General features: G+C 63.1%; 17 protein-coding genes. 7 read left to right on the forward strand and 10 right to left on the reverse strand.

Annotated features, from left to right (window positions below; genetic code table 11):
* Window position 1: 1 nt before the first annotated feature.
* The gene (locus tag B6V72_RS11870; RefSeq protein WP_075774622.1) at window positions 2-1,102 is read right to left on the reverse strand and encodes a UDP-3-O-(3-hydroxymyristoyl)glucosamine N-acyltransferase; all 1,101 of its coding nucleotides are present in this window, start codon (window positions 1,100-1,102) and stop codon (window positions 2-4) included.
* A gap of 56 nt (window positions 1,103-1,158) precedes the next feature.
* A complete protein-coding gene (locus tag B6V72_RS11875) occupies window positions 1,159-2,799 on the reverse strand; it encodes a L,D-transpeptidase family protein (RefSeq protein ID WP_088735665.1) in 1,641 nt (546 codons plus the stop codon).
* A 367-nt stretch (window positions 2,800-3,166) separates the two neighbouring features.
* On the opposite strand from B6V72_RS11875, the gene B6V72_RS11880 reads away from it, so the two are divergent.
* Together B6V72_RS11880 and B6V72_RS11885 are read left to right on the forward strand one after the other, a co-directional pair.
* On the forward strand, window positions 3,167-3,721 hold the full coding sequence (locus B6V72_RS11880; RefSeq protein WP_075774621.1) for a DUF882 domain-containing protein: 555 nt from the start codon (window positions 3,167-3,169) through the stop codon (window positions 3,719-3,721).
* A gap of 201 nt (window positions 3,722-3,922) precedes the next feature.
* Window positions 3,923-4,504 (forward strand): DsrE family protein, encoded by a 582-nt coding sequence (locus B6V72_RS11885; RefSeq protein ID WP_088718820.1) that lies wholly within the window; start codon window positions 3,923-3,925, stop codon window positions 4,502-4,504.
* A 100-nt stretch (window positions 4,505-4,604) separates the two neighbouring features.
* Here B6V72_RS11885 and B6V72_RS11890 read toward each other — a convergent pair whose 3' ends face one another.
* From B6V72_RS11890 to B6V72_RS11915, 6 genes are all read right to left on the reverse strand, one after another.
* Window positions 4,605-4,958, reverse strand: a complete 354-nt coding sequence (locus B6V72_RS11890) for a cytochrome C oxidase subunit IV family protein (protein WP_077701192.1) — start codon at window positions 4,956-4,958, stop codon at window positions 4,605-4,607.
* Entirely contained in the window at window positions 4,958-5,572 is a 615-nt protein-coding gene (locus B6V72_RS11895; protein WP_199224666.1) for a cytochrome c oxidase subunit 3, read from the reverse strand. The genes B6V72_RS11890 and B6V72_RS11895 overlap by 1 nt, the downstream gene beginning before the upstream one ends.
* A gap of 8 nt (window positions 5,573-5,580) precedes the next feature.
* Window positions 5,581-7,644, reverse strand: coding sequence for a cbb3-type cytochrome c oxidase subunit I (locus B6V72_RS11900; protein WP_088718822.1), 2,064 nt, complete (start codon window positions 7,642-7,644; stop codon window positions 5,581-5,583).
* Window positions 7,641-8,600 carry a cytochrome ubiquinol oxidase subunit II gene (locus B6V72_RS11905; RefSeq protein WP_088721714.1) on the reverse strand — a complete coding sequence of 320 codons (960 nt, stop codon included), beginning with the start codon at window positions 8,598-8,600 and terminating at the stop codon, window positions 7,641-7,643. Before B6V72_RS11905 ends, B6V72_RS11900 begins: the two co-directional genes overlap by 4 nt.
* A gap of 479 nt (window positions 8,601-9,079) precedes the next feature.
* Window positions 9,080-9,727: a Crp/Fnr family transcriptional regulator gene (locus B6V72_RS11910; RefSeq protein ID WP_075774617.1), complete on the reverse strand. Its 648-nt coding sequence runs from the start codon at window positions 9,725-9,727 to the stop codon at window positions 9,080-9,082.
* Between the two features lie 201 nt (window positions 9,728-9,928).
* On the reverse strand, window positions 9,929-10,657 hold the full coding sequence (locus B6V72_RS11915; protein ID WP_075774616.1) for a Crp/Fnr family transcriptional regulator: 729 nt from the start codon (window positions 10,655-10,657) through the stop codon (window positions 9,929-9,931).
* Between the two features lie 406 nt (window positions 10,658-11,063).
* Between B6V72_RS11915 and B6V72_RS11920 the strand changes: the two genes are divergently transcribed.
* Both B6V72_RS11920 and B6V72_RS11925 read left to right on the forward strand, forming a co-directional pair.
* On the forward strand, window positions 11,064-11,450 hold the full coding sequence (locus B6V72_RS11920) for a response regulator (RefSeq protein ID WP_143597886.1): 387 nt from the start codon (window positions 11,064-11,066) through the stop codon (window positions 11,448-11,450).
* 205 nt (window positions 11,451-11,655) lie between these two features.
* Window positions 11,656-13,173: an acetyl-CoA hydrolase/transferase family protein gene (locus B6V72_RS11925; RefSeq protein ID WP_088735666.1), complete on the forward strand. Its 1,518-nt coding sequence runs from the start codon at window positions 11,656-11,658 to the stop codon at window positions 13,171-13,173.
* Window positions 13,174-13,446: 273 nt separating this feature from the next.
* Here the strand turns inward: B6V72_RS11925 and B6V72_RS11930 are convergent, their stop codons facing one another.
* A complete protein-coding gene (locus B6V72_RS11930) occupies window positions 13,447-14,367 on the reverse strand; it encodes a manganese-dependent inorganic pyrophosphatase (protein WP_088735667.1) in 921 nt (306 codons plus the stop codon).
* A 160-nt stretch (window positions 14,368-14,527) separates the two neighbouring features.
* Window positions 14,528-15,529, reverse strand: a complete 1,002-nt coding sequence (locus B6V72_RS11935; RefSeq protein ID WP_088735668.1) for a TraB/GumN family protein — start codon at window positions 15,527-15,529, stop codon at window positions 14,528-14,530.
* A 198-nt stretch (window positions 15,530-15,727) separates the two neighbouring features.
* Here B6V72_RS11935 and groES point away from each other — a divergent pair, with 198 nt between their 5' ends.
* The 3 genes from groES (at window position 15,728) to B6V72_RS11950 (ending at window position 19,032) form a co-directional block, all read left to right on the forward strand.
* Complete coding sequence (gene groES / locus B6V72_RS11940) at window positions 15,728-16,015, forward strand: co-chaperone GroES (RefSeq protein ID WP_075774612.1); 288 nt, start codon at window positions 15,728-15,730, stop codon at window positions 16,013-16,015.
* A 65-nt stretch (window positions 16,016-16,080) separates the two neighbouring features.
* Window positions 16,081-17,724: a chaperonin GroEL gene (gene groL / locus B6V72_RS11945; protein ID WP_075774611.1), complete on the forward strand. Its 1,644-nt coding sequence runs from the start codon at window positions 16,081-16,083 to the stop codon at window positions 17,722-17,724.
* Between the two features lie 168 nt (window positions 17,725-17,892).
* Window positions 17,893-19,032 carry a hypothetical protein gene (locus B6V72_RS11950; protein ID WP_088735669.1) on the forward strand — a complete coding sequence of 380 codons (1,140 nt, stop codon included), beginning with the start codon at window positions 17,893-17,895 and terminating at the stop codon, window positions 19,030-19,032.
* Window positions 19,033-19,095 lie beyond the last annotated feature (63 nt).

The raw sequence follows: 19,095 nt of genomic DNA on the forward strand, positions 1-19,095 counted from the left end.
GTTACTCCGTGCCGCCTTTTTGCGTGAGTTTCGTAACAGTTTCTCGAAGCTCGGCCATTTGCGCAAACAATCTCGGCAGTCTGCGCAGAGATTTGTTGATCTCGAGCTGCGTTTCCATCTTCACCGCCGGGCTGCCCCAGATCGTGCGGCCCTTCGGCACGTTGGTGTAGATATTGGTCCCGCCCGCCGCGATCACGTCGTCGCCCACGGTGATATTGTCCGACACGCCGCATTGGCCTGCGAGCACCACGCGGTGCCCGATCCGGGTGGAGCCCGCGACACCGACCTGCCCGCAGAGCAGACAATCCTCGCCGACCTGCACGTTGTGACCGATATGGACGAGGTTATCGAGCTTGCTGCCCGAGCCGATGGCCGTCGCGCGCACGGTGCCACGGTCGATGCAGGTATTGGCGCCGATCTCGACATCGTCGCCGATCTCGACCGTTCCCAGAGAATGGATGCGGGTCCATTTCTGCTCGGTGATCTCTTCGCGCTGCTCGAGCGTTTGGCGGATTTCCTCGACGCCGGAGGGATCGGGCGTAACGAAGGAAAACCCGTCCGAGCCGATCACCGCGCCGGGCTGGCAGACGAACCGGTCGCCGATCACCACCTGCGCGCCGATGCGCACTCCGGCATGGATCAGCGCCTCGGCCCCGATCCGGGCGCCCTCACCGATCGTGACCTGCCCGACGATGCGCGCGCCCGGGCCGATCCGCACGTCCGGCCCGACGATGGTGAACGGACCGATGGCCGCGTCCGCGCCGATCACGGCGGTCGGGTCGATCACGCAGGAGGGGTGAACGCCGGAGGCGATCGAGGGGCCCGGGTCGAAGGCTTTCGACAGCCCCGCCATCGCGAGCCGGGGCCGGGTCACGAAAACCGCGGCCTCCAGCCCGTAGGCGCGCCAATCCGCGCCTTCCCATACCAGCGCGGCGCGGGCCTTCCCGGCTTGCAGACCTTCGGCGTATTTCTCGCTCATCGCCAGCGCGATCTGGTCGGGCCCCGCAGCGGCGGGCTCGGAAGCTCCCGTCACCTCGATCGTCAGGTCGCCTTCGGCGCGGGCCTCCAGCGCCTTCGCGATTTGCTCGATTGTCTGGGACATGGCCGATCCTCTCATGGTCGCTTGGGGGCGGGAGTACCGCCCCCGTTGCCAGAGATTTAGCTGTCCTGCGCACCCAATTCCACCCCGGCCTTTTGCAGCGCGTCGAAGAGGATCGCGTCACGCCCGTAGACGTCGCGGCGATACTCGACATGGCCGGTCGCGGTCGGCCAGGCGGTGAAGTAGGTCAGGTGCACCGGAACGTGCTTTTCCAGCGGCACCACAGTTTCGCGCCCCGAATTGAGGATGCGCTTGAACTCCGCCTCGGGATTGTCGCTTTGCGCGCTCAGAAGGGTATATGCCAGATCGAAGGGGTCGCCGACGCGCACGCAGCCGTGACTGAACGCCCGCGTCTCTTTCTGGAAGAGCGATTTCGACGGCGTGTCGTGCAGGTAGATATTCCAGCGGTTCGGGAACAGGAATTTCACCAGCCCGAGCGCATTGCGGCTCGATGGCGGCTCTTTCATCGCGAAGGGGAAGTTGCTCGCATTATAAGCCGCGAAATTCACCGCCGAGCGCGGCACGACCCGGCCTTGGCTGTCGATCAACTGAAGCTGGCTCGCCGCGTTCGGATTGCGCTGCATCTTCGGCAGATATTCCTTGGTCACGATCGAGCGCGGCACATGCCAGGCCGGGTTGATGACCATCCGCTCCATTTCGTCGGAGAACTCCGGCGTGCGGCGATCCGAGCTATTCTGCCCGACCACCGTGACCGAGCGGAAAATGGTCTTTCCATGATCGACCACGCGAACCGAAAAATCGGTGATGTTGACCCAGACGTAGCGTTGCGAGAAATCGATGCCGTTCATCCAGCGCAGACGTTCCATCGCGACGAGGATGGATTTCATCCGCGCCTCCGGGCTCTTGTTCAACTCGCCCAGCGTGCTCGGCCCGGCGATGCCGTCGGTCGCGAGCCCCTGATCGGCCTGGTAGGCCTGCACCGCCTTCTGCATATCGGCGTCGTAACTCGCGCTGGCGGTGCGGCCCAGATAGCCCATCTTCTGCAGCCGGTCCCGAAGCGCGATCACGTCCGGCCCGGTGTCGCCGGGCTCGAGTTTGGAGCCGGGCACCGTCGGCCCCCAGCCACCCGCTTCTATCTGATGCTCCAGATCGAGACGCGCTTTCACGAGCTGCGCATATTGCGGCATCTGCGGAGCGAGTTCGCGCAGGAACAGCGCGGGGTTCGTCGAGGCCGCGAAGGCAGTGATCCGGGCCTCGGGATCGGCGCGCTTGGGTTCGCGCTTGATATCGGAAATCACGCTGTGCGGATCGAGCACGCCATGCGACAGGTCATGCGCGTAATCGAGGAAGATCTGGCTCATCTTCACTTCGAGCAGACCGCGCTGGCGCTCGGACTGGACGGCGGCGAAGGCGACACGCAGACCCGCGGGATCGTAATGCGCGGTCGGAAGTCCCTGCAGGCTCGACAGGTCGAGCGCACGCATGAAGGCCGCGCGGCGGTCGGCATCCCCGGCGGCGGTCCAGATCGGTCGGTAATCGCGCGCGGCGTAGAAGGCGGCGAGGGCGGGAGTCTTGGCGGCGGCTTCGGCGACAGCTTGGGTGAATCCCGAGAGTTCGACCCCTGCCAATGGCGACATGGCCCCTTGGGCGGCGATCTGGGCAGTGCCTTGCGCCTGGGCGCCGGCGGCGAGCGTAGCCAGCGCGAAGGCCAGCCCTATCTTACGGAAATTGCGCGTCATGGCGTCTAAACCCCTGCCCGGACCCTTCGTTCCAGATGTTCCAAACTTACCCGCAACTGTCCAGCGAAGCGTTGCCTGCGCGCAACGAATTGAGCCGAGGCCCGAGGAAAGATGCAGGCGCGCAACAGCGCCTTTCCTCCACCCGGAGCCGCGGCCTCGCGCCGCTCCCACATGGCTGTGAGGAGATTTTTACTACCGGCAGGCGAATTTTTGCCGACCCGCCTTGTTATGGCAAAGATGCATCAGTTCCGTTCTTTATCGATTAATCGGTCTATGCCATAAGAAGTGAGAAGTTTGGGTCTACCATCCCTCAACCGCCCGAAACAGGGCGGGTAAATCGAGAGACAGGCGAACACAGGAACTTGCTATGACGACGATTTCCCGGCGCGGCCTTCTGGGCGCATTTGCTGCGACCATGGTGACGGCAGCCCCCACCATGAGTAACGCTTTCGGTCTACTCAAGGGCGCTGGGGATATCCGACGGATCAAGATGTATAACGGTCGTACCGGCGAGACGCTCGACACCGTTTACTGGATCGAAGGCGAGTATATCCCGGACGCGCTGAAGGAAATCACCTACTTCGCCCGCGACTGGCGCACCAACCAGCTGAAAAACATCGACGCGCGCACCGTGGACATCGCGGCGGCCGCACACAACCTGATGGAATCGAACGAACCTTACATGCTGCTCTCGGGCTACCGCTCGCCCAAGACCAACGCGATGCTGCGCGCCCGCTCGAAAGGCGTCGCGAAGAACTCGCTGCACATGAAGGGGCTGGCGATGGACCTGCGGCTGAAGTCGCGCTCGGTCAGCCAGATGTACAAGGCAGCGACCGCCTGCCATGCCGGCGGCGTGGGCAAGTACTCGCGCTCGAACTTCGTGCATATGGATTGCGGTCCGGTGCGGCACTGGGGCTCCTGAGCCCCGCCTGCACCGTCTAGACCACCCTGAACGCCGCTTATTCGAGCGGCGTTTTTCTTTGCGTTCTCGCGCCCGAACCTGCGCTCACAAAAACTGGATCGCGCGTGAGAAATCGTAGAGGAACGTGCGCCCCCGTCTTCGGATTGTCCCTGAGCTGCGATTTCGCAGCCCGAAGGCACCTGCAATCCGAGGAGTTTCCCGATGCGCTATCCCGCCCGCCTCGTCATCCCCTATTTCGCCGCGATCGCGCTTGGCAGCACCATGGCCTATGCCGCCTCGGACGATCCCGGAACAGGCTCCGGTCAGACCGAATGGATCAACCCGGTCGTGAAGGATTACGGCAAGATGCATCCCGTGCCCGATGGCGCGCTGACCCCTGACCCGAAAAAGGACTGGAAGATCGTCTTCGACGTCGGCGGCGACAAGACGATGGAAGACGGCGTGAACGCGGCGCTCTGGCATGTCGCGCGCGCGGTCAACGTCTACGGCAATGCGGGGGTCGACAAGGAGCATCGCAAGTTCGCGGTGGTGCTGCACGGCGCGGCGACCAAGCTCGCCCTCTCGCCGGAAGCGTATAAGAAGAAATTCGGTAACGATGATCCAGACACGAAGCTCAAGAAGGAGCTCGCGGAGGCAGGCGTCACGCTCTACGTCTGCGGGCAGGCGCTGGCCGATCACGGCTTCAGCGAGGATCAGGTCGGGCCGAATGTGGATGTGGCGCTCTCCGCGCTGGCGGCGGTTCCGGTGCTCGAGAGCCAAGGCTACCAGCTTTTCCCGATGTGACCGCGCAGCAAAGGCGGACATGAAAAAACGCGGGCAGTTTTCGCTGCCCGCGTTTCTTTTTGTCTTGGCGGCGCGGGACCGAAGGCCCCGACCCCTCGGCTCACATGCTGCCGGCGCCCATACCCATCCGGCTTGCCAGATCGGCCAGCACCCAGACGGTGCCCGCGGCCATAAGGATGATGAGCAGGAAGGTGAACAGCACCAGATACAGGTCCGGCCGCGCCTCTTTCGAGAAATCGAGGTGCATGAAGGCCCAGAACTGGATCACCAGCTGCGCGATGCCGAGCAGCCCCACGAGGGACCATGCGACACCGACCGAGAACATGCCGCCCGCGACGATCACGACGCCTGCGAGCGTCAGGACCACCGAGAGGGCGAAGCCCCAGACATAGCGCGCCATGTCGTGCTTGTACTCAGCCGAGTCCATGCCGACGTCGGAGTTGATATAGTCCATCACAGCACCCCCATCAGGTAGACTTTCGTGAACAGCGCGATCCAGACGATGTCCAGCATGTGCCAGAACAGGCCCAGACGCACGAGACGCGACTTGATCAGGTCGTTCATCCCGAAGGTCTTCATCTGAACCATCAGCAGGATGCCCCAGATGATACCCGAGGTGACGTGCAGACCGTGCAGACCCACCAGCGAGTAATAGGCGGTCAGGAAGCCCGACACTTGCGGCGTGTTGCCCTCGGTCCAGAACTCGTGGAATTCGTAGAGTTCGATCCCGAGGAAGATCGCGCCGAGCGCCAGCGTCAGGACGAGCCAGCCCACGGTGCGCTTCATCGACGCGCCGTATTTCATCCCCAGCGTGCAGATGCCGAAGGTGAAGGTCGAGATCAGCAGCGCCATCGTCTCGATCGTGGGCAGGCCGAGGCTGAACAGCTCATGCGGGCTCGGCCCGTTCGCGATGCCGTGCCATTCGGCATCGGCGTAGTTGGCGATCATCAGCGAGAAGGCGATGAGATCCGACATCAGGAAGATCCAGAAGCCGAAGATCACCGTGCCCGTCTTGTCGTGATGGCCGTGATCGTGGGAGGCAGCGTGCGCTGCCCCCGTGTTGCTCATAGTTGCACTCATACCTGCGTCTCCATGATCAGGCCGCGGTTCTTGGTGGTGAACTCATCGTCGAGCCGGATTTGCGGCGTGGTTTCGACGAGGCGCTTATGGGCTTCATAGCCCTCACGCAGTTCTTCCGCAGTGATGGTTTCTTCCCAATCGGTGTCGTAGGAGCGGATCAGCACCAGCACCCACATGGCCACGAAGCCCACCGCCGCGATCAGCCACATCTGGAAGATCATGGCGAACGCGAAGAGCGTCGCGACGAGGCCCACGAGGAAGGGCATACCGGTCGGCTTCGGCAGATGGATGTCGACGAACTCGGTCGGATCCATGATCCGCTTGCCCGCTTCCTTCGCATCGACCCACGGCTCGCGCGAGGTCATCGCGGGAATGGTGGTGAAGTCGTATTCCGGCACCGGGCAGCCCAGCGACCATTCGATACCACGACCGTCCCACGGATCGCCCGCCGGCACCATCAGGCTCTCACGGTTCTTGACCGAGACCCAGATCTGGATGACCTGCGCGGTCAGACCCGCCAGCACGCAGAGCGCTCCGAGCATCGCGATCACCAGCCACGGGAAGTAGGCCGGCTCGGTGAAGAAGGCCATGCGGCGCGGCGCGCCCATCAGGCCGATCGCGTAGAGCGGCATGAAGGCCCCGTAGAAGCCGATCATCCACAGCCAGAAGCTGCGACGGCCCCATTTCTCGTCCAGGCGGAAGCCGAAGCAGAGCGGGAACCAGAAGTTCACGGCCGCGAACATACCGAACAGCAGGCCCGGGATGAGCATGTTGTGGAAGTGCGCCACCAGGAACAGCGAGTTGTGGGTTGCGAAGTCGATCGTCGGGTTGGCGAGCATGACGCCCGTGATCCCGCCGATCACGAAGGTGAAGATGAAGCCGGTGGAGAACAGCATCGCGGTCGAGAACCGCAGCTTGCCGCGCCACATCGTCAGCATCCAGTTGAAGACCTTCACGCCCGTCGGCACGCCGATCGTCATCGTGGCGATCCCGAAGATCGCGTTCAGGTTGGCCGTCTGGCCCATAGTGAAGAAGTGGTGCACCCAGACCGTGAAGGACAGCACTGCGATGGCAATGGTGGCCCAGACCAGCGAGGTGTAGCCGTAGATCTTCTTGCCCGAGAAGGTCGGGATGACTTCCGAGAACACGCCGAAGGCCGGCAGGATCAGGATGTAGACTTCCGGGTGACCGAACAGCCAGAACATGTTGGCGAAGTTCATCATGTTCCCGCCTTGGGTGGCGGTGAAGAAGTGGAAGCCCGCCTGACGGTCAAGCGCCAGCATCAGCGAGGCCACCGTCAGCGGCATCATTGCGAAGATCATCAGGATCGCGGTGCACAGCGTCGCCCAGGCGAAGATCGACATGTCGAACAGTTTCATGCCGGGGGCACGCTGCTTGTAGATCGTCACGAGGAAGTTGATGCCGGAAAGCGTCGAGCCCACCGATGTCAGGCCCAGCGACCAGATCCAGTAATCCACGCCCTCGTTCGGCGACAGCTTGATGCCCGTGTAGGGCGGGTAAGCGGTCCAACCGCCGGTCTCGAAGTGACCGACGACGAGCGAGGCCATCACGAGCGCCGCACCGCCGATCGACAGCCAGAGCGAAACCGCGTTCATGAAGGGGAACTCCATGTCGCGCGCACCGATCTGGAGCGGCATGACGACGTTGATGACGCCGGTCAGGAAGGGCATCGCCACGAAGAAGATCATGATCGTGCCGTGGGTCGAGAACAGCTCTGCGTGGTGTTCGACCGACAGGAAGCCCGGTGCGGGCGAGACCTGCTGGGCGCGCATCACGACCGCCTCGAGCACGCCGCGGATCAGCATGATCAGGGCAAGAACGATGTAGATGACGCCGATCTTCTTGTGATCGAGCGTAGTGATCCAGTTGGACCAGAGCGGTTTCCACCAGCCTTTGACGGTCAGCAGAACCATGACCGCGAGCGCGCCGAGCACGACGACGCCGCCGGCGCCGGCCGCGATCCCGGTGGACAGAGACGGCTCCGTAAAGAAGGGAACGATGAAGATATCGTTCCAGTCGAGACTACCAAGAATACTCATTGCGCGTCCCCTTGAGGTTGAATTTGCGAGACATGCAGCTCGTCGCGGATCGCGTCATCGATCTGTTTCTGCTCGGGCGCGTTGTCGGGAAGGATGGCGGCGCCACCATCGGTCAGCATGTCGGGGTTCATTGCCACCTTGTCCCAGAAACCGGTCTCCGGCGGCTCGAAGAGTTCAGGCCCCGACCAGGTCGCGGTTTTCTTGAACTGCTTCTCGAGCTGGGCGAAGGGGTGCTTGGGCTCTTGCAGGAAGGCGTTGAACTGATCCTGGCTCACCACGTCCACTTCGAACTTGTTGAGCGGGAAAGCCGCGCCGTTGAACTGGCTGTTGAAGCCATAGGTCTGCGACGGGTTCTCCGAGGTGGTCAGGTTCATCTTCGTCTTCATGCCGGGCATCGCGTAGATCTGGCCCGCGAGACGCGGAATCCAGAAGCTCTGCATCGCGCCGGTCGCGGTCAGGTCGAACTCGACCGGGGTGTTCTCGGGAAGAACCAGCCGGTTCACGGCGGCGACCTTGCCGGGATAGATGAACATCCATTTCCACTCGGAACCGATGACCTTCACATGCATCGGGTCCTTGCCCGTCGGCTTGTAGGGGTCTTCGCCCTGCACGTGGCCCCAGGTGAGCCAGCCGACGATGAGGAAGGTGAGCGTGGCACCGCCCCAGATCACGACTTCGGCCCCAACCGAGTGTGCCCAGTTCGGGTCGTACTTGCCCTTGCCGCCATGGCGGCGATAGCGCATCGCGATCCACGGCGTACCGATCAGGATCGGCAACGTGATGGGCAGCATCCAGAGAAAGAAGCTGATCAAGTGCGCGCGTTCTCCGGCCGCGACCGGCCCGAGCGGGGTCATCACCCCGTTCTCCGCGCAACCTGACAGCCATGCAGCCGCGACGGTCAACAGGACCGGGGCAGCGAGGCGGCTGGGCCGCTTGTAGATTTTTTCAAACAACACGGAAATACCTTTCCTATTCCCTCTTCTTGGCGCGGGGGCATAGGGGTCTCTCGGGGGAGGCCGCGAGGGCTCCCATCCCGCGCGTTGCCTTCCACTCTAGGGCAGCGCCCTTGAGGTCAATCGGTCCTGACAAATTGTCGCAGGAACAGCCGCAAACATATGAAATATATGCACAATTTCCATCACAGTCCTGCGACACACGAAAAAATTCCCAATAAATAAAGGGGGTTGGGCTTGAACGCGCGCATCGAAACACAGGGGCAAACGGGCCAATCTCTCGCGCTTGTGATGCAGCGGTGAGCGATCCGTGAGCAAAATGAGCAACTTAGCCGATCACGCGCGCTTGAGGTCACGCCGGATGTGAGGGGCGTCGCCGGATGCGGGACTCGCTTTGGAGGCCTGATCTGGCCCTCCTGGGCGCTGTGTCGGACCGGCGCCAAACAAGGTCGCAGCGCGTCGTTTGGGCGACAGGGAAGAGCTTAGAGAGCGGCCGCCCGACGCAGCGCCGGAAGCGAGGAAATCCTTACGCGCCCGCCGGAGATGCGGAAGAGCCCCTGATCGCGCAGACGGCGGATCGTCTTGTTGGTATGCACCAGCGAGAGCCCGAGGGAATCTGCCACGACCTGCTGGGCGAAGGGGAACGGGGCGCTGTCCTTCTCGATCAGACCGACCGCCTCGGCGCGCTCCCATGCGTGCATCACGAACCAGGCGATGCCCTCGTTGGCGTTGCGCTGCCCGACGGAGGCCAGCCAGCCCGAAAGCCGCGTCAGTTCGCGCGTCATCAGCCAAAGAAGCGCAGTGTCGCGATCTGGGCCGTTGATCGCGGGTTGGCGCAGATCGGCCGGATCGAAGCTCGACAGTATCACCGGCGTGAGCGCCTCGTAGTAACTCGCCCCGGGGCCGTGCAGCACACTGGTGAGGCCGCAGAGATCGCCGGGATAAACCAGCGCCTCGACCTGCCGACGCCCGTCTTCGATCAGAGTATAGCGCATGGCGATGCCGCGCTCGATCCGCGCGATCAGCGGCGTGGACTCGGGCAGAAGCGCCGCGCCCACGGGCACCGCGCGTTGCGAATGGGAAACGTCCGCCAGATTGGCGAAGTCAGATTTTCGAGACAGGTCTTCCAAGCTTGCTCGGTTCCGTTTTGTTAACTTATTCGAAGAAAGCCAGCATCTGCCGCGAAACCGATGAACGCGCTACGTCATAGGACATCGCTGCAGATCTTTTCCGGTATTCCTCTGCGTCACCCTGCGAAAAATCGCTTTTCGCCTATGTGAAAAGCTTCGAGAATCGGTGTGCGGCTGCGGTCGGGCTGGGGAACTACGCCACTACAAATAGTAGCGTGGCTTCCCGGATCCGAGCTCGACGACTCCTATGTCGGCGAGCTTTTCCAGATCTGGCAGTTGGAGAATCCCCTGCGCCCACTGAACCAACCCTTCGCTGCGCAGGCGGGCGAGAGTCTTGTTGGTGTGAACCAGTGACAGCCCAAGCGCATCCGCAAGATCCTGCTGGCGGACGGGGAACGGCATCTTGCCATCGCGCACCAGCCCGGTCTGCATGCCGCGCTCGTAGAGCGTCACGAAGGCCCATGCGAGCGCCTCGCGCGCCGAGCGCTGGCCAACCGTCACCAGCGCATCGCCGAGGAAATGCTCCTCGCGCGCGACCTGCCATGTCAGCATCATCGCGCGCTGCGGCATTTTCGAGAACAGTTCCCAGACCTGTCTGCGGTCGAATACGCTGAGCTTCACCGGCGTCAGCGCCTCGGTGGTATGCGAGGCCACGCCCATCATGATCGCGTCGAGACCGATCAGATCGCCGGGAAAGAGGAAATTGAGTACCTGCCGCCGTCCGTCTTCCAGCATCCGGTAGCGCATCGCCTGACCCTCGAGCAGAGTGAAAAAGCGCTGCGGCTCGTTCCCTTCCATCACCACGGCCTGGCCCGAGGGCATCCGCAGCTCGCCCGCCCGGGCGGCTTCAGTGATCGCTTCTTCACCCGGATCCGGCGCCATGAAGGCGGGATTATCGACGAAGGGGCAATTTCTACAGTTACTTGTCATGCCTTGGCTCACTTTTGCGTCATAAGGCAACGCGGATGGCCTTGGCGGGTTCCTTTCGATCTTCGGGAGGAAGCGAGTGTTTCCCGTTATTTGCCTCACGTTTCCGCCGACAGGCGTTCACGATGCTTTGTAGAGCCGGAAACAAGCGGCTAGACGAATTGCGAAGGTATGTCATAGTTAAATGACCCCGAAGATTATGACGTGCATTAAGGTTCACGAGGCCTCTCAGCGCACCGTCGACCGGGACTGACGCCTAAATTTCAGATGCGACGCCGGATCAACTACGATCCCTTCCCCCTTCGAACGCAGTTATCTGCAAGGACAGGATGCTGATGCCCCGGAATATCCAGCACGAACGAAGCGAGAATCGCGCAAGCGATGCCCGCCGCGCGGCTAGGCGGTCCTCGTGACTCTTTGTGCGCCACCTCGGATCGACGGCACCGCGCTGGTTCTCGAAGACGCAATGATCGTGGCCTATGACGCGGCCGCGATGCTAAGCGAATTCGGTGCGCGCGACGTGGTCATCTTCGGCACCGTCGATGAAGCGTTGCAGCACATCGCTGGCGGCAACGATATCTCGATGGCGCTGCTCGACATCAATCTCGGCGACGAAACCTCGCTGGAAGCTGCCAAGGCGCTGCGCGAACGCGCGGTGCCAATCCTCTATTCGACCGGCTATGATGAAAAATCCGTGATGATGGATGGTTTCCCTGAAGGCAAAATACTGATCAAGCCCTTCACCGACGACGATTTCGCCCAAGCCCTGATTTCGATGGGGTTTGTCGAAGCCTGATCTCAACGCTCCCGGCGCCGCAAACTCTACGCCATGCGCCCAGCGACATGAGTCATGCGTCCAGCGCATACCGGCCAAACATGGACATCCCGCGCAACCTCGCGTTCCTCGTCAGCGGAACACGAGGTCGCGCGGCGATGGGAGGCAGAGAGGAGCCCCGCTCCGCGCCATCGCGACCGAACCATCGCGAAGGAGGCGCTTGCTCATGAACCACACGATCCGCAAAGCCCATGCCGGGCTCGCCGCCAAGGTGATGTCCGCCGAAGACGCCGCCGCCCTGATCGACAATGGCGCGACGATCGGCATGTCGGGCTTCACCGGCTCGGGCTATCCCAAGGCGGTGCCGATGGCGCTCGCTTCCCGGATCGAGGCCGAGCACGCGGCGGGCCGCCCGTTCAAGGTGAAGATTTGGTCGGGCGCTTCGACGGGCCCCGAGCTGGACGGCGCTCTGGCCAAGGCCGACGGGATCGAATTCCGCCTGCCCTACAATTCCGACCCGATCGCGCGCGAACGGATCAATGCGGGTCAGATGAAATATTTCGACATGCACCTGAGCCAGGTCGCCCCGATGGCGTGGATGGGGTTCATGGGCAAGCTCGACACGGCGGTGATCGAGATTTCCGGCTTCACCGAGGATGGCAAGCTGATCCCGTCGAGCTCGGTCGGCAATAACAAGACGTGGCTCGACTGTGCTGACAAGATCATCCTCGAAGTGAACCGCTGGCAGTCACCGATGCTGGAGGGGATGCATGACATCTATTACGGCACCGCCCTGCCCCCGAACCGCGTGCCGATTCCGCTGGTGAAGCCTGACGACCGCATCGGCCAGACCTATTTCGAGGTCGATCCCGAGAAAGTCGTGGCCGTGGTCGAGACCGACGCGCCCGACCGCAACGCGCCCTTCAGCCCGCCCGATGCGGTGGCCGAGGCGATTGCGGGCCATATCCTCGACTTTCTCGGCAACGAGGTGAAACAGGGCCGCCTGCCGCGCGCGCTGCTGCCGCTGCAATCCGGCGTGGGCAACGTGCCGAACGCGGTGATGGCCGGGCTGATCGAGGCCCCCTTCGACCAGATGACCGCCTTCACCGAGGTCATTCAGGACGGGATGCTCGACATGATCGAGGCCGGCAAGCTGCGCATGGCCTCGGCCACCGCCTTTTCGCTCTCGCCCGAGAAGGCGCAGTATTTCAACGACAACGCCGCCTATTTCCGCGACAAGCTGATCCTGCGCCCGCAGGAAATCTCGAACCATCCAGAGCTGGTGCGCCGATTGGGCTGCATCGCGATGAACGGGCTGATCGAAGCGGATATCTATGGCAACGTGAACTCGACACATGTGATGGGCTCGAAGATCCAGAACGGCATCGGCGGTTCGGGCGATTTCGCGCGCAACGGCTATGTCTCGATCTTCATGACTCCGTCGGTCGCCAAAGGTGGTAAGATTTCGGCGATCGTGCCGATGGCCGCCCATGTCGATCACATCGCGCAGGACGTGCAGGTGATCGTGACCGAGCACGGTCTGGCCGATCTGCGCGGGCTGTCTCCGAAGCAGCGCGCCGAGACGATCATCGAGACCTGCGCCCATCCCGCCTATCGCCCGATGCTGCGCGACTATTTCGAGCGCGCCAAGAAGGGCAGCTTCGCCAATCATGCCCCGAACCTGCTGGGCGAGGCGCTGAGCTGGCACCAGCGCTTCGTGGAAACGGGGACGATGGAAGAGTGAGGCAATAAGTTGCGGGCCTGAGCCTCGGGTGAGCGCTTCGATCGGCGGGTGGCTTGGCGGTCTATCTCGCAAGCCCGAATGACGTTCGAGCCCGCGCTGACATCGCCAATGCGCCCTCCCGGGGGGAGGGTCGGGCGCGGCGCGGCTCGGGGCTGGTCGCCCCGCGCCAGAGCAAAATGCTCCCGCTTCGCGATTGCGCCCGAACTGGGCGACCAAATAAGAAAAAAGGGGCGCCCGACCGGACGCCCCTTCCCTACCTCAAATCCCGAAAGCTCAGACCTTGAGCGACGGGATGATCTGCTTCTTGCGGCTCATAACGCCGGGCAGCACCACCGTGTCGCCCTCGACCGTGGCGTCGAAGCTCTTCTCGGCCACGCCCTTCACCAGATCGTTCGGCACCAGCAGCGTCGCCTCTTCCTTCAGGATGTCGATCACGAACAGCAGCACCTGATCGACGCCGTCTTCCTTCGCGACCTCTTCCATCGAGGTCATCAGCGAGGCCTTCCGGTCCAGCACCATCTTCGGCGCGGTGGTCTCCAGCACGGAAACGCGGAAGGTCGTGCCGTCGACCGGGTATTCCTTGGAATCCATCCGCAGCAGTTCTGCATCGGTGAAGGCGGAGACGTCCGATTTCGCTTCGAACATCTTCTCGGCCAGCTCGTGCATGTCGATGCCCAGATCGCTCGCCAGCGCGTCGCAGACGGCGCGGTCGTGATCGGTCGTGGTGGGCGAGCGGAATTCCAGCGTATCCGACAGGATGCAGCTGAGCATCGCGCCCTTGATGCCGCGCGGCGCTTTCGCCACGTCGTCGCCCATCAGATCGTAGAGGATGGTCGCGGTGCAGGCGAGCGGGCGCATCGTGATGTCGATCGGACCCTTGGTCTCGATCCCGCCGGTCAGCTTGTGGTGATCGATGATCTGGATGACGTTGGCAGCGTTGATACTGCTCGGCAGCTCGGCGGGGTTGTTGGTGTCGACGACGACCACGTCCTCGCCTTCTTCCACGTCAGAGATGATCTCGGGCTTGTCGAGGCCCCAATGCTCGATGACGAAAGCCGCCTCGGTATTGGGCTCTCCCAGCAGGCAGGGCTTGGCCGGGGTGCCTTTGACTTCGTTGAGATACCACGCCCAGGCAATGGGCGAGCCGGTCGAGTCGGTGTCGGGGGCCTTGTGGCCGAAAACCTTAATCGTCATGGGGAGATCCTCTCGGATAATCAACTGTCGGCGCAGGTTATAGGCGCTGTGTCTGGGCTTGTCACCTAGGGGGCTGGCGATGCGGAAAGGGCCGCAAGCGAGCAACCGGACAGGCGCGGACCGGGGCGGGGCACCCCGGGGCAAGCTGCATTTCGACGTCTCAGCTATCGAGCCGCTCGATGCTCCAGCCGTCCTTCTCGAGCAACCGCAACAACCCCTCTTTACCCGAAAGGTGCAGCGCGCCCACCGCGACCACGACCGGCCCCTGCTTCGCCGCGGCTTCGATCTTGGGCAGCCAGTTGCGGTTGCGGGCGACCATCAGCAGATCCTCGGAGAGCTTCATCTGGCGCTCGACCTCATCGGCATTCATGCCTGCCGTGACGGCCTGTTCGCGCGCCAGTTCCCAGATCAGGCGCGGTTCGCCCCGGAAATAGAGATCGCCCATCGTCACGCCCATATCGTCAGCCAAGGGCGCGCCGATCACTGCCGCGCGGAGCATTTCCAGTGCCTCGGTCTCGGTGATGCCGTTGAACAGCTTGAAGACAGTGTCCCACGGCTCCAGCGCCTCGACCGGCACGCCGTCGGCCTCGGCCTGCGTCATTACCTGCAGGTCCAGACCGCCCTCCCCCTTGGCGAGCTCGGCCGTGGCACAGGGCGGCAGCGACAGCGTCATCGCGACGAAAGCGGGGCGCATCTTGGCGGCGAGGAAAGCGGGCATCCCATGGGCCGCGAGCGCCGCCTTGGTCATGTTCCAGTCCTGCTCGGACATCATCTGTGGCAGGGTCTTGCCGGTCGAGAACATCAGCGTCGGGTCGGTCTGGATCGCGTGCTCCAGCCGCGCCTGCTCGTCCGGGCCCGCCTCCACCAGCAGCCGCGACGCTTTCTCGAGCGCCTTCGAGAGCGCCCCGACCAGCTTGTCATGGCGCGGATCAGGCAGATGGTAGGTGCCGGCCAGCGTGATCTTTTCCGTGCCCTTGGTTGCAGAGAACAGCAATCCGCGAGAGAAGGGCGCGGAATCGGCGGCGGCGGTCAGCGCCTCCTGCTCGGCCTTGGGCAGCGCGTCAAAGATATTCGAGCCGCGGCACTCCGCCCATGCGGGTAGTGCGAGGCAGAGAGAAAGCGCGGGGGCCAGCAAAGGCCGAAGGAGCTTGGCGAATTTCATGAGGGCGAGAGTGCCACGCGATATGCGTTCCGCATAGAGGCGAAATCGCCGCGCCCCGATCGTTCGAATTGACGCAAAAAATTCGCTTTTCGGTTATTGACAGCCGCCCGCCTCAGTGACTAACTCCGCCATCGTTAGCACTCACCAATAACGAGTGCTAAAAGTTTTCGAACCTGGAACCTTTAGGGAGTGACCCAGATGGCATTCAAACCGCTTCATGACCGTGTGCTGGTCAAGCGCGTGGAGAGCGAAGAAAAAACCAAGGGTGGCCTGATCATCCCCGACAGCGCGAAGGAAAAGCCCGCAGAGGGTGAAGTCGTCGCAGTGGGTGACGGCGCGCGCAAGGAATCGGGCGAGCTGATCGCACCGGGCGTCAAAGCTGGCGACCGCGTTCTCTTCGGCAAGTGGTCGGGCACGGAAGTGACCCTCGACGGCGAAGAGCTGCTCATCATGAAAGAAAGCGACATCATGGGCATCATCTCGTAAGGCGCCCTGCCCTTACCGAGACCCCCTGATATCCCAAGAACAACTCAGTCAAGGAGCCAACAAACATGGCAGCCAAGGACGTGAAATTCTCCACCGACGCCCGCGATCGTATGCTCGACGGCGTCAACATCCTCGCCGACGCGGTGAAGGTCACGCTGGGCCCGAAAGGCCGCAACGTCGTGATCGAAAAGTCGTTCGGCTCGCCGCGCATCACCAAAGACGGTGTGTCGGTCGCCAAAGAGATCGAACTTTCGGACAAGTTCGAGAACATGGGCGCGCAAATGGTGAAAGAAGTCGCCTCGCGCACCAATGACGAGGCTGGCGACGGCACCACCACCGCCACCGTGCTCGCTCAGGCGATCGTCAAGGACGGCCTGAAAGCCGTGGCCGCTGGCATGAACCCGATGGACCTCAAGCGCGGCATCGATCTCGCGACCTCGAAAGTCGTCGACGCGATCAAGAGCGCGGCCCGCCCGGTCAAGGACTCGGACGAAGTCGCTCAGGTCGGCACCATCTCGGCGAACGGCGAAGAAGCCATCGGCAAGATGATCGCCAACGCGATGCAGAAAGTCGGCAATGACGGCGTCATCACCGTGGAAGAAGCCCGCGGCATGGAGACCGAAGTCGAAGTCGTCGAAGGTATGCAGTTCGACCGTGGCTACCTGTCGCCCTACTTCGTGACCAACCCCGACAAGATGGTCGCGGAACTCGAAGACTGCTACATCCTGCTCCACGAGAAGAAGCTCTCGTCGCTGCAGCCGATGGTGCCGCTGCTCGAGCAGGTCATCCAGTCGCAAAAGCCGCTCCTCATCATCGCTGAAGACGTCGAAGGCGAAGCGCTCGCGACCCTCGTGGTCAACAAGCTGCGCGGCGGCCTGAAGATCGCAGCCGTGAAAGCACCGGGCTTCGGCGACCGCCGCAAGGCCATGCTGCAGGACATCGCGATCCTGACCGGCGGCCAGGTGATCTCGGAAGACCTCGGCATGAAGCTCGAGAACGTCGGCATGGACATGCTGGGCACCGCCAAGAAGGTGAGCATCACCAAGGACGACACCACCATCGTCGAAGGCGCTGGTGACAAGGCCGAGATCGAAGCGCGCGTCAGCCAGATCCGCACCCAGATCGAGGAAACCACCTCGGACTACGACCGCGAGAAGCTGCAAGAGCGCGTCGCGAAACTGGCCGGTGGCGTGGCTGTCATCCGCGTCGGCGGCATGACCGAAGTCGAAGTGAAAGAGCGCAAGGACCGTGTGGACGACGCTCTGAACGCGACCCGTGCGGCCGTTCAGGAAGGCATCGTTGTCGGCGGTGGCGTCAGCCTCGTTCAGGGCGCGAAAGTGCTCGCCGGTCTCTCCGGTGCGAACTCCGACCAGGAAGCCGGTATCGCGATCGTCAAGCGCGCCCTCGAAGCGCCGCTGCGTCAGATCGCAGAAAACGCCGGTGTGGACGGTGCTGTCGTGGCCGGCAAGGTCCGCGAGAGCGACGACCTGAACTTCGGCTTCAACGCGCAGACCGAAGAGTACGGCAACATGTTCGAGTTCGGCGTGATCGACCCGGCGAAAGTGACCCGCACCGCGCTCGAAGACGCGGCCTCGGTTGCTGGCCTGCTGATCACCACCGAAGCGATGATCGCCGAGAAGCCGGAGCCGAAAGGCGCTGGCGGTGCCCCCGACATGGGCGGCATGGGCGGCATGGGCGGCATGATGTAATCGGCCGTTCCCGCTTCAGGGATCTATGGGAAGGGGCGCTCCGGAAGGGGCGCCCCTTTTCACATGCGTAAATCGCAGGTTTTTATGCCCGTATTGAGCTATGTCACGTGGCCGTGAACGATTGGTGTTACACTTCCCCATCGTCAATTTCGCTGGAAGGCCCCGGTTATGTCGCGCAATTTCCTCGTCAAATCCCTCGCCTGCCTCGCTGTCGCTCTGGCCGCCTCGGTCGCGGCGGCCGAGGAAACTCAAGACTGGCGCTTCGGCGGCGACGCCTATCTCGCGGGCCGCACCGTGAGTGCCACGGGTGAGAACATCCACGATCTTTTCGCCGCTGGTCAGCACGTCACTATGGGTAGCCCGATCACGGGCGCGGCGCATCTCGCGGGCCAGAATATCGTGATCGGCGCACGGGTGGGCGGCGACCTTTATGCGGCGGGTCAGGATATCGACCTCGCGGCCCCGGTCGCGGGTGCGGCGACGCTCGCGGGTCAGGCGCTTACCGTCAAGGGGACGATCTCGGGCAACCTGCGCGCGATGGGGCAGCAGGTTCGGCTCGAGGCTCCTGTCGCGGGCAGCGCGGTCATCGGCGCCGACGAGGCGCTGATCGACGCCGAAATTTCGGGCGATCTCGTGCTGGGAACAAAGACCGTCACCTGGGGCGATGGCGCGACGGTCACAGGCAAGGTTCAGGTCTATACCGACACGCCCGGTGAGGTGACCGTCCCCTCCAGCGTCGCCCCGGCCGAACGGGTAAGCATTCATCAGGCGAAGGAATTCGAAGAGGCGAAGGCACGCCCTGCCCCGGCGCGCAATTACCTGATCGAGATCCGCGACTGGCTGGGCGGCGTGCTCGTGGTCGGGATCGTGGCCACGCTTCTCGCGGTCTTCGCGCCGGGCTTGATGGACCGCATGCGCCGGCGCAGCCTCGCCCATCCCTTGCGCGCGGGCCTTGCGGGGTTCGTCGGGCTCTCGGCGCTCGTGGGATCGATCTTGCTGCTTGCGATGACCGTGATCGGGCTGGTGCTGGTGCCGTTCTCGCTGCTCGGAGCGCTGGTGCTGGGCTTCGGCGGCTATATCGTGGGGATCTGGGTCATCGGCGCGTGGTTGCATGATCTGATCGGGCGCGGCCAGCCGGTCACGCCGGGCGAATGCGCCCTCGCGGCGTTCGGTGGCGCGGCGATCGGCGCGCTGATCTGGATCATCCCGTGGGTCGGTTGGCTCGGCGTGATGGCGATCTTCCTGTTCGGCGCGGGCGCGATCGTGCTTCGGGTGACCGGGATCGGTGCGCAGGAGGCCATGGTCTGACAGACCGTTTCCGCCTCTGGCCATCCCCGGTTTCGCACGCTATCGCTGCGCGAATGACAGGGG

The sequence above is a fragment of the Thioclava sp. F34-6 genome, from assembly GCF_002213235.1.
Lineage (GTDB): Bacteria > Pseudomonadota > Alphaproteobacteria > Rhodobacterales > Rhodobacteraceae > Thioclava > Thioclava nitratireducens.